We start from the raw sequence: 11,149 nt of genomic DNA, 5'->3' as shown, positions 1-11,149 counted from the left end.
ATCCGCTTTGTGACGCCTGTACAGCGGCATGAAGGCAAGGATAAAGCAATCCTTGATCATCGGAAGGAGCTGTATAGAAAAGCCCGGGAGGCCAACCCTTCGCGCTGGTCAGGTCAACCCAGAAACTGGGAGCCAGTGGGGGCGGTAGCCCTCAACCCTGAGAGAATTCCAGAAGCGGAAAACCGGGTGAAAAAATCGGCCTAAAATTGAGTTTTCGGGACAACTACCTTGAAAAACACCGATTATTTCTTCCTATTATTTCGGTTCAGGAGAAAAGTAGAATAGATATATGGAAAGTCCAGTTTATGGGTGTCCTATTATTTCTCCTATTATTTCCTCATTATTTCCTTCCCTATTATTTCCATGGGTGTCCTATTATTTCTTCGATATATGGAAAGTCCAGTTTATGGGTGTCCTATTATTTCCCCTATTATTTCCCTATTATTTCCCTATTATTTCCTTCCTATTATTTCCCTATTATTTCCCGCTATTATTTCCGGGTGTCCTATTATTCCTTCCTATTATTCCCTCGGTTGGTTGAAAAGAGAGCGCATAAGCACCAGGCATGGTAATGGAAGCAGCAACGGCCAAAGCCATGACCGACTTCCGTGGACATTTCACAACAGGCGTTTGCGTTTTCGGCGAAAAAACAAGACTTCTTTTTATTGTTTTAACCATCTCTAGCCCTGAGAGCAGCAACTGCATATTTGGTCGAAAGTTGATCGGTAATTCTTTCAGAATTACCGACCTGCATGGTTCTGTGATAGACCTGAGGGCCGTTTAATAGCCGTTCAGACTTGCATAACGGTCATAATGGAAATGAGCATCACCCAGTAATAATTGAGCGACACGAGCCCGCTTCAGGAAGAAGCCAATTTCCAGTTCATCAGTTACGCCAATGCCTCCGTGTAACTGCACCGCTTCGTTGGTAATCAGCTCAGCAGTTTCCGAGATTATCGCCTTGGCGGCACTGATCAATGCGGGCGCGTTCTTTTTACCCGCTTCCAAAGCACTCAGTGCATCCATCAGCAGCGATTTACACAGCTGGATTTCGGTATACATATGGGCGCAGCGATGCTGGAGGCCCTGAAAGGTACCAATCAATACCCCAAACTGTTTACGCTCCTTCAGATACTCAACTGTGCGTTCAAATGCTTCCTGAATACTGCCAAAAAGCTCTGCAGCCAGGCAGATTCTGGCAACATCCAACGCTTTATCCAGTGCCTCAAAACCCTGACCTGCCTGTCCAAGTAATGCGCTATCTGAAACAGCGACATTATCAAAAGCAATACGGGCATAGTTACGACTGTCGGCCAGGTGTGTCTTGTTGATGGCTACACCTTCAGCACCGGCATCCACCATAAACAGGCTTATGCCGTCCTGATCCCCCGGCTGGCCTGCGGTTCTTGCCACCACAATTAGTTGATTCGCTACATGCCCATCCATTACCAGGGTTTTGTTACCGCTGATGGCATAACCATTTTCAGTTTTGGTTGCGGCTGTGCGGATTGCCAGTGGGTTATGACGTACGCCTTCCTCCAGTGCCAGGCTGACCAGAAGTTCACCGGCAGCAATAGACGACAATAATTCTTCTTTCTGGGTTTCATTCCCTGCATACAGGATCACAGAGCCTGACAGCGCAACGGAAGAGAGTAGTGGAGAAACCAGTAACGTACGACCAAACTCTTCCATACAGGCGGCAAGCCCTTTCACGCCGAAGTCGAAACCACCGCAGGCTTCCGGAAATATAACGCCACCCCAGCCCAGCTCGACCATCTGCCCCCAGATTTCTCTGGAGAAACCCACCGGGTCCTGACTGTCCCGGAGTTTTCTCAGGCTTTCAACCGGGCTGTTGGCCTGGACAAAATCTCTGGCCGTATCTTTCAGGGAGCGTTGTTCTTCATTAAATGCTAACGACATAACTATTTCCTCGCTCCCTTTCCAGAAGTACTGGCCCCATCAGGCAGTCCCAAAACCCGCTTGGCAATAATATTCAATTGAATCTCAGAGGTGCCACCGGCAATACTGTGGGTTTTCGAAGCCAGCCAGTCCCGGGTCAGCTGCAGCTCAGTATCACTGAAGCCCTCGCCGGACCAGCCCAGTGCCTGCTCACCCGCCAGTTTCAGGATCAGCTCGTATTTCCGCTTTTCTTCTTCGGTACCCACATATTTCAGAATCATGGCGACATTCATATCACCGATGCCCTGGGCAAATTCATCCGTCATTCTCTGCTGCGTTTTATCCAGGGCCCGCTTCTGAATTTCATGGCGGGCAACCGACTGTCGAAAAACCGGATCAGCCAGCTTGCCATCCACAAGACCAATATGTTCGATTGCTGCTGATCGCGGTGTGACCCCGGACGTGCTGGCCGATGCTTCCATATCGGACATTATATTGCGTTCAAACTGCAGCACACGCTTGGCAACGGTCCAGCCCTGGTTCTCAACACCCAGAATGTTCTTTTTGGGTACACGAACATTGTCAAAGAATGTCTGGCAGAAATGGGTTTCACCGGTAATCAGCTCAATGGGCTTGGCATCAACACCCTCGCTGGCCATATCAAACAATAGGAACGTAATGCCTTCTTGTTTGACCACATCGGGGTTGGTACGGACCAGGCAGTAGATCCAGTCAGATTCGTCAGCACCCGAGGTCCAGAGCTTGGAGCCATTGATCATGTAATCATCACCATCCGACTCGGCTTTACACTGCAATCCTGCCAGGTCAGAACCGGCTCCGGGCTCGGAATAACCCTGACACCAGCGAATCTCACCACGGGCAATCTTTGGCAGATGCTCACGCTTCTGCTCTTCGGTACCAAACTCCAGAATGGCCGGACCCACCATCCAGATACCCAGATTGACCTGTGGCGCACGACAGCCAAGCCTGGCCATCTCTTCTTTGAAAATCCGGGTTTCCTTGGCAGAAAAGCCTGCGCCACCATACGCTTCTGGCCAGTCGGATACGCAGTACCCTTTGTCAACGCAGCGATCAAACCAGAGCTTTGCATCGGACGACGGGAATTGTAAGTTACGACCACCCCAGACCTGCTCTTTCTGGGTGACAGGGGTACGCATAGACTCAGGACAGTTGTCGTTAAGCCAGTGGCGCATCTCCTGACGAAATGCGGTTAAGTCGGACATGATCAGTTACCCTTATTGCTGTGGAATGACACTGAAACCCTCACAAACTGGTACTTTATTGGCAAAGTACTCGCCCAGTGACGTATTGAGGGATTCCAGAGTCCAGGCTTCAGGACTGGTGAACTGCGCAGCCTCTTTCGGACTGTCGATCAGGGTGACCTGCTTGCCCCATACCACAAACACCTGACCGGAAACATTAGCGGCATCCGGTGATGCAAGATAAGTGACCAGCGGGCTGACATTCTCTGGCGCAAAGGTATCAAAACCAGTCTCAGGCTTGACGAACATCGCGGCAGTGCCGCCTTGATTGGTCATGTCGGTACGGGCTCTTGGGCAGATAATATTGGCCGTCACACCGTAGTTAAGCATGATCTGCGCAGCACCCATGGTCATGGCAGTGATGCCGGCCTTGGCAGCCGCATAGTTAGGTTGGCCAACGGAACCGAACAGGAACGCTTCAGATGATGTGCTGATCAGCCGGCCATAAACCGGTGCACCATCGGCTTTGCACTTCTCGCGCCAGTATTTGGTCGCATGACGCATATTGACAAAGTGGCCCTTCAAATGAACACGAACCACTGAGTCAAACTCGTCTTCGGTCATATTGAAAATCAGTCGGTCGCGACAAAAACCCGCGTTGTTGACCAGAATATTGACATCACCCCAGGTTTTCAGGGTTTTTTTGAATAATTGCTCAGAGTCGTTCCAGTCGGCACAGTCACCAAAGAAGGCAAACGCCTCGCCACCAAAATCCTTGATCTCTTCCACTACAGACAGGGCCGCCGCTTCAGCTTCCGCATTACCGCCCAGGTCATTAACCGCAACCCGGACGCCTTCCCTGGCCAGATTCAGCGCTTCGGCGCGTCCCAGACCACGGCCCGCACCGGTGACAATGGCAACTTTTCCGTCCAGTTTTTCATTGTGAGAAGTCATGATTTTTTCCTGTTCTTATCGTTATTTTTTTCACCACAAAGGCACCAAGACACAAAGGAACTCTTTTTTTCTTTTCTTTGTGTACTTTGTGCCTTTGTGGTTCATATCTTAAATACGCTCAATAATGGTGCCGGTACCCACCGATGCACCACAGCACATGGTGATGAGTGCGGTATTCTTATCAGTGCGCTCCAGCTCATGCAGTGCTGAAGTAATCAAGCGTGCACCGGTACTGCCCACAGGGTGACCAAGGGCAATCGCACCACCATTGACGTTTACTTTATCCATGTCTGGCTGGTAAACCCGTGCCCAGGAGAGCACCACGGCAGCAAATGCTTCATTCACCTCGAACAGATCAATATCACTGAGGCTCATGCCGCTTTTCTTTAACAGTGCTTTGGTGGCGTCAACGGGGCCGTCCAGCAGATAGTAAGGGTCGGCTCCCACGACCACATCGGTCAAAATCCGTGCCCGTGGCTTCAGCCCTCTGGCCAGTGCTTCCTCTTTACTCATCCAGAGTATGGCTGCTGAGCCATCGGAGATCTGGGATGAGTTGCCCGGTGTATGGATGCCACCTTCCGCTACCGCCTTCAGGTTGCCCAGAGTTTCCAGGGTTGTGTCACGGAAACCCTGATCACGGGTAACGACTCTGGTTTCGCCATTAGGCTGGCCATCTTCACCAAAGGCTGGCGCTTCAACGGAGAATACTTCACGATCAAAATAGCCTGCCTCCCAGGCGGCTTTTGCCCGTTGCTGAGACCTGAGGGCAAATTCATCCACATCCTGTCGTGTGATTCCACGATTCACAGCAATTCTTTCCGCACTGGAAAACTGATCGGGCGTGCTGTCCCAGGGCCAGTTCTTTGGTAAAAAGAAGCCCGGACCGTTATAAACATTCATGCCGAGGCCGACACGACTCATGGCTTCGACCCCACAGGCAACCCCAATATTAATGGAGCCACCACGCACCAGCGATGAAATAAGATGGTTGGCCTGTTGGGCTGAGCCACACTGGGCATCAAGGGTGGTTGCGCCCGCGCCCCAGGTTTTACCCATGGACAACCAGGCATGTCGGGTGATGTTTCCGGCCTGCTCTCCAGCCTGGGTGACACAGCCGCCAATCAGCTGTTCAACCTCGTTATATTCCAGACCGGCTTTTTCAACCACCGCCCGCATGGACAGAGCCAGCAGTTCGGCGGCATGAATACCATGCAGGTCACCCACCACAGGCTTACCCCTGGCAATAGGGGTACGTAGTGCTTCAACAATGACGGCTTCTGCCATGAGAGACTCCTTATTTATTGTTATGAGGCGTTGCACGAAAAAGATAATGGATAGCAAACCGTGAATGAATGACAGATTCAGTCCGGGTTTTATGGACAAAATCAGCGGCTATCGGCTTGAAATAAAATCCGTTAGGATGCGTTTTGAAACGTTGAACCAAAGCAACAATAAACCTGAAAAGAGAAGAATAATGAAAAAGTACGATTTTAAAGACATTGAAGGTATGCAGGCAGAAGTTACCGAAACATTCAGCGACTGGAGCGAGGAAATCACGGTTTCCCAAGAGTTGATCAACCAGTTTGCCGAGCTTTCCGGCGATAGTTACTGGTTGCATACGGATGCCGAAAAGTGCGTAAAGTCCAGCCCTTTCAAAACGACCATTGCCCATGGTTTTCTGACCCTGATTCTGCTGCCTAAAATGCCAACGCCACTATCCTTTGAAGTGACCGGGTTTAATAACATGCTCAATGCAGGCTCGGACAGGCTGCGGTTTACCGGTATTGTACCGGCGAACAGTAAAATTTACTGCCGCAGTCGTGTAAAAGCCGTTACCGGCAGCGCCAAAGGTACGACATTAACGCTGGAGCAACAGGTGCATGTAGTGGGTGAAGAACGCCCGGTACTGGTTTACGAAATGATGTTTATGTATATGTAAACCATCGCGTAGGTCGGTTCCCCGTTAAGGGGAGCCGACAACCTGGTCTTTCTTCACAGCTTCAACGCATGGGTCGGGGCATTCCCAAACCAAACTGCGCAATCAATTCCCGCTGGATTTCGTTGGTTCCTCCCCCAAAGGTCAGGGTGACTGAGGCGCGTACTTCATACTCCAGTTCCCCCATAAGCATCGATGCCGCAGAGTCCTGGCGAACCATGCCGTTAGCGCCGGTAATATCAATCAGACGACGCAGGATTTCTATGGCCGATTCAGTGCCGTAGACTTTCGTGGCCGAGGCCAGTGCTACATCCATTTTTCCCTGCTCCAGATCTGCAGCAATGCGGAAATTAATTAACCGCATCGCTTCCAGACGGGCATAACACTCGGCGATGGCTGAACGAACCCATGGCTTATCGGTTGCCCGTTTACCATTTTCATCCTGAGTGCGGGCCCACAGGTAAACCTTGCGAAACAGTCCGGCTACCTTATCAGACCAGGAACCAAGACCCAGCCGCTCATGATTTAACTGGGAGGTAATCAGTTGCCATCCCCCGTTAAGCCGTCCAACCAGCATATTGCCCGGAACACGAACATTGTCGTAATACGTGGCAGCAGTCGGGTTAGAAGTGGTTGGGATAACGGTGTGTGAATAGCCTTCCTCCCGGGTATCCAGAATTAAAATAGAGACACCTTTATGTCTGGGTAATTCCGGATCGGTCCGCGCCGCCAGCCAGATGAAATCAGCGGCTTCAGCACCGGATGTCCATAATTTATTACCGTTGACATGGAAGTCTTCGCCATCAAAGGTTGCTGAGGTTTTCAGGGTGGCCAGATCAGAGCCAGCCCCCGCCTCAGAATAGCCAATGGCAAAAATAGTCTCACCCATGGCGATACCGGGAAGAAACTTTTCTTTCTGCAGATCAGAACCGTATTGCATCAACGCTGGTCCAACGGTGCTGATGGTCACAAACGGTAGTGGGGCACCGGCGATATTCGCTTCTTCGAAGAAAATCAGTTGCTCGGTGGCCTGATAGCCCTGGCCACCGTGCTCTTTTGGCCAGCCAACCGCTAGCCAGCCATCTTTACCCATTTGTTGTATCACACGACGATAATCGTCTCCGCCTTCTTTGCCTCTCAATGTGGCGCGAAGTTCTGGTGTCATTAATTCGGTAAAGTAGTCACGAACTTTCAGACGCAGCTGATGCTGTTCGGGCGTAAGATCTACAAACATCGAAGTCTCCTCAGGCTGCGCTTAAAATCAGGCCGCTGGTAGGCACACCGGTACCGGCGGTCACCAGAACATTTTCAACATCATCGACCTGATTGATGGCACTGCCCCGAACCTGTCGTACGGCTTCTGCCACACCGTTCATGCCGTGAATATAGGCCTCACCCAATTGTCCACCGTGGGTGTTGATGGGGAGCTTGCCGCCACGGGCGTGATGTCCTTCGAGTACAAATTCTCTGGCTTCTCCCCGGGGAGCAAAGCCAAACTCTTCCAATTGCGTTAATACAAAAGGCGTGAAATGGTCGTATATAATCGCGGTTTGTAAGTCTTCCGCCGTCAGGCCGGACTGGGCATACAGCTCTTTGGCAACCACACCCATTTCTGGCAGGCCGGTAATATCATCCCGATAGAATGAAGTCATAACCTGTTGGCCACTGGCGATGCCCTGAGAGCCCGCTTTAATAATTACAGGCTTTTGCTTGAGATCTTTGGCGCGTTCGGCACTGGTTATCACCATGGCCACCGCACCATCAGACTCCTGACAGCAATCCAGCAAATGCAGAGGCTCACAGACCCAGCGGGAATTCTGATGATCTTCCAGCGTGATTGGCTTTTCATAGAAGAAAGCGTTCGGGTTGGTGGCGGCAAAATCCCGGGCCGCCACAGCCACACGACCAAAGTCTTCTGAAGTGACACCGTAAGTGTGCATATAACGTTGTGCAAACATGCCTACCCAGGCCGCCGGGGTGTGGAAGCCATGGGGCATATACCAGCCATAGTTGACATTCTCAACCGTGGGGGTATCGGCAAAGCCATAGCTGCCAGAGCCAAAGCGGTACCATGAGCGTTCGTTCATGGCTCGATAAACAACGACGGTTTTTGCGACACCGGTAGCAACGGCCATCGCTGCATGGAGTATGGGCGCACAGGCGGCACCGCCACCATGGGGGATCTGGGAGAAAAACCTGACGTTATTACAGCCCAGTATCCGGGCAATTTCATACTCAGGTACTTTGTCAACGGAGTAACTGCTGAAACCATCCACTTCGCTGGGATCAATACCTGCATCGGCAAGGGCTGCAAGGGTCGCTTCCATGGCAAGCCGTATTTCAGTTCGGCCTGAATTCTTGGAAAATTCTGTAGCCCCCAGGCCTGCAATGGCAGCGCGGCCACTGATTGATGTATTCATTCTTGTTATTCTCAATTCTGTTTCTGCAAAGTACTGCACCGGAATGCCTGGTTGAATCAGGGGGGGCTGGAATGGATGAGCCCTGCCGTTTATTGTTCCGGAGACAACTTTTGCTTAAAGTAATGGTTACGGTAACCGTACGGATACGGTCCCCGTTACGTGGTTACCCATGGAATTCTTACCTTTCAGCGTCACTTCAATGCTTTTCTTTTGTTCATCTACATTGGAGATTTCACCGCTGAATACCATGGTGTCACCCGGATAATTCGGTGCTCCCAGTTTGATACGGAGGTCATTGAATCGGGCGGTCGGGCCAGCCCAGTTCTCAACAAACCGCTGTACCAGCGCACTGGTGGTCAGGATGTTCATAAACACATGAGGCGAGCCCAGCTCCTGCGCTGCATCTTTGTTATGATGCCCTGGAAAGTAATCACGGGTGGCGATGGCACCCGCAGTAACCAGTGTTGTGGTAATGGGGACTTCCATTTTTGGCAGCCTGTCACCAAGGCTGACATCGTTAAACTCTTGTTTTTGCATCGAGAGTGTTTTCATCGAGGTCATACTTCCATCCCAGTTTATCGTTGATTGTCAGCCAGTCCCCCAGCTTTTCCAGAATTGCCCGGCTACCGCCCAGACCCAGACTCAGTGCCCGGCTCCAGTAGAGATACCGATGTATGGGGTAGGTCACATCTACGCCGAAACCACCGTGTACGTGTTGTGCTTTGTGGCCTACACTGTGACCGGCTTCGCAGGCCAGCCATGCCGTTGCCAGTGCTTCCGACTGTGCGGGCAGGCCAGCATCCAGTCGATAGCACAACTGCCATAGTACGGAGCGCAGGCTTTCCAGGGCGATATAACAATCCGCCATGGCCATCTGTACCGCCTGAAAACTGGCAATTGGTCGATCAAACTGACGGCGCTCGTTCACGTACTCCACTGTTCGTTTAATCTGTTGTCCACTGACGCCTAACTGAATCGATGCCTGAGCAGCAATACTGCGTATTTCCAGCCACTCAACAGCAGACGATGGTAAAATATTGGCTTTTGGGACGATAACGTTTTCAAATGTCAGATCGGCAATGGCTTCACCCTGAGTAAATACGCCTTCAGTGCGAGTGATTCCATTGCTGGCCAGCTCAATTACAACCGGCTGAACACCATCGGGACCTGCCACCGATACAATGACCGCATAAGCAGATCCGCCTTCGGGGACCGCACTCACCTGACCATTGAGTAACAAGCCATCAGACGTAATAGCTGCCTGCAGCTCAATCCCCCGGGCGCGGGTATGATCAGCCTGTGAGAGTGTAACCAGAATGTCGCCTGTGGCGGCTTTGCTGGCCAGAAGGTGCAGACTCTCATCACCAAATGTGGCGATGGCTGCTGCAGCAATCTGGTTTCGCCACAGAGGCACTTGCCCCAGTGCTCGACCCTGGGCTTCCAGTACCAGCATCAGTTCGGTAAAGCCCAGCTCACTACCCCCAAACTTTTCTGGCAAATAAAGCGCATTTAATCCGGTTTCTATGCAGGACTGCCACAGGGCATCCATGGTCGTCTTACCGGACTTATCAAAAGCCAGTAATGCTTCATCGCTGCAGCTGTCACTGAAGAGCGAACTGGCCATATCGGCAATGGCCCGTTGGTCATCATTCAGGGAAAAGTCCATAGATCACTCCCCGCCTTGTTCTGCTGTTTTGCTGATAGCGCTATCAACGACCCTGAATAATGGCAGGGTCAGCTCATCATCAAAGGTGTGAAACTCAACCTGAACCCGTTGGCCAATTTTCAGGTTGTCTTTATTGTCCACACCGATGATGCCCGCCGGGATGCGTACACCCTCATCCAGTTGTATCAGCCCGATGGGATTTGGATGGTCAAAAGGTGGAACTTCGGGGTAATGCATCACCACAAACGAATAGAGTTCACCCGCACCGCTGGACACTTGATAATCCAGTTCAAAGCTGTGGCAGTGAATGCAGACGGGTGCTGGTGGGTGCTGAAGCTGGTCACAGGATGGGCAGTGCTGAATACGAAGCTCGCCAGCATTACAGCCTTCCCAGAAGAAGCGGGTGTCATCACTGATACCAGGCTTTGGTCGTTTGATAACCGGTGCTTCACTGGTCGTTTTGACCTTTTCTGGCTGCTGGTGGGGCTTAAATTTGAAAACCCGGAACAGCAGGTCACCGACTTTTTCATCACCAGCATCGAGTTCGGAGTAGAAGCTCATGATCAGGGTGACAAAGAAACCGGTACCCAGAGCCGTGGTCTTTTCATCGCCGACTTCGTTCAGTCGTGTCGTGTAATAGAGCTTTTCACCCATAGTGACATAACGGTCAAACGACAGCTCTGAGTTAACGGCGACAACAGCCGGGTATCCTTTGGATTCGATCAGTTTCAGGGCACCATAAGGGTTTTCATCGGTTGAGCCCGGGGGGTAATTATTCATATACAGGCCTTCAAGACACCAGGCCTGCAACATGGCGGGAGGGGCAACCAGTCCGTCAAATTCCGTCTGTTTGGCGTACTGTTCGTCGGTGTATAACGGGTTATCGATGCCCATCACTTCACACCATTGGCGAACCATGGGTGCGTTTACCTGATCCCACGCATAAACACGGCCATACTCTTGTCCGACCATGGCTTTTAATTCGGATAACCATTCACTGGCCAAGAGATCTCTCCTTTTGTAGGTATTTGCAGGTATTTGCCCCTGTCAG

Annotated in this window: 11 protein-coding genes and 1 pseudogene; 3 read left to right on the top strand and 9 right to left on the bottom strand. The window is 51.4% G+C overall.

All coding sequences use genetic code 11. The features are described from left to right. Positions 1–204 (top strand): annotated as a pseudogene (locus RM811_RS04805) (IS3 family transposase); the annotation flags it as partial. Positions 205–571: 367 nt separating this feature from the next. Then, positions 572–784, top strand: coding sequence for a hypothetical protein (locus RM811_RS04800; RefSeq protein WP_402521315.1), 213 nt, complete (start codon positions 572–574; stop codon positions 782–784). On the opposite strand, the gene RM811_RS04795 is transcribed toward RM811_RS04800, so the two are convergent. The 4 genes from RM811_RS04795 to RM811_RS04780 form a co-directional block, all read right to left on the bottom strand. Then, positions 781–1,920, bottom strand: coding sequence for an acyl-CoA dehydrogenase family protein (locus RM811_RS04795; RefSeq protein WP_402521312.1), 1,140 nt, complete (start codon positions 1,918–1,920; stop codon positions 781–783). The two genes, RM811_RS04800 and RM811_RS04795, sit on opposite strands and share 4 nt — an antisense overlap. Before the next feature lie 2 nt (positions 1,921–1,922). Then, complete coding sequence (locus RM811_RS04790) at positions 1,923–3,143, bottom strand: acyl-CoA dehydrogenase family protein (protein WP_402521310.1); 1,221 nt, start codon at positions 3,141–3,143, stop codon at positions 1,923–1,925. A 12-nt stretch (positions 3,144–3,155) separates the two neighbouring features. Next, entirely contained in the window at positions 3,156–4,076 is a 921-nt protein-coding gene (locus tag RM811_RS04785; protein WP_402521307.1) for an SDR family NAD(P)-dependent oxidoreductase, read from the bottom strand. Between the two features lie 108 nt (positions 4,077–4,184). Further along, a complete protein-coding gene (locus tag RM811_RS04780) occupies positions 4,185–5,360 on the bottom strand; it encodes a steroid 3-ketoacyl-CoA thiolase (protein ID WP_402521304.1) in 1,176 nt (391 codons plus the stop codon). A 64-nt stretch (positions 5,361–5,424) separates the two neighbouring features. Here RM811_RS04780 and RM811_RS04775 point away from each other — a divergent pair, with 64 nt between their 5' ends. Then, a complete protein-coding gene (locus tag RM811_RS04775; RefSeq protein ID WP_402521302.1) occupies positions 5,425–6,015 on the top strand; it encodes a MaoC/PaaZ C-terminal domain-containing protein in 591 nt (196 codons plus the stop codon). A 61-nt stretch (positions 6,016–6,076) separates the two neighbouring features. Here the strand turns inward: RM811_RS04775 and RM811_RS04770 are convergent, their stop codons facing one another. The 5 genes from RM811_RS04770 to RM811_RS04750 form a co-directional block, all read right to left on the bottom strand. Next, positions 6,077–7,246 carry an acyl-CoA dehydrogenase family protein gene (locus RM811_RS04770; protein WP_402521299.1) on the bottom strand — a complete coding sequence of 390 codons (1,170 nt, stop codon included), beginning with the start codon at positions 7,244–7,246 and terminating at the stop codon, positions 6,077–6,079. A 10-nt stretch (positions 7,247–7,256) separates the two neighbouring features. Next, complete coding sequence (locus RM811_RS04765) at positions 7,257–8,432, bottom strand: lipid-transfer protein (RefSeq protein ID WP_402521297.1); 1,176 nt, start codon at positions 8,430–8,432, stop codon at positions 7,257–7,259. A gap of 126 nt (positions 8,433–8,558) precedes the next feature. Then, positions 8,559–8,984: a MaoC family dehydratase gene (locus tag RM811_RS04760; protein ID WP_402521294.1), complete on the bottom strand. Its 426-nt coding sequence runs from the start codon at positions 8,982–8,984 to the stop codon at positions 8,559–8,561. After that, positions 8,950–10,098: an acyl-CoA dehydrogenase family protein gene (locus tag RM811_RS04755; protein WP_402521292.1), complete on the bottom strand. Its 1,149-nt coding sequence runs from the start codon at positions 10,096–10,098 to the stop codon at positions 8,950–8,952. The genes RM811_RS04760 and RM811_RS04755 overlap by 35 nt, the downstream gene beginning before the upstream one ends. 3 nt (positions 10,099–10,101) lie before the next feature. Next, the gene (locus RM811_RS04750; protein ID WP_402521290.1) at positions 10,102–11,103 is read right to left on the bottom strand and encodes an OB-fold domain-containing protein; all 1,002 of its coding nucleotides are present in this window, start codon (positions 11,101–11,103) and stop codon (positions 10,102–10,104) included. Positions 11,104–11,149: the final 46 nt, after the last annotated feature.

This window comes from Endozoicomonas sp. (assembly GCF_031844845.1).
GTDB lineage: Bacteria > Pseudomonadota > Gammaproteobacteria > Pseudomonadales > Endozoicomonadaceae > Endozoicomonas.
Note: the sequence above shows the minus strand (reverse complement) of the source record. Positions and strands in the feature narration are given on the sequence as shown.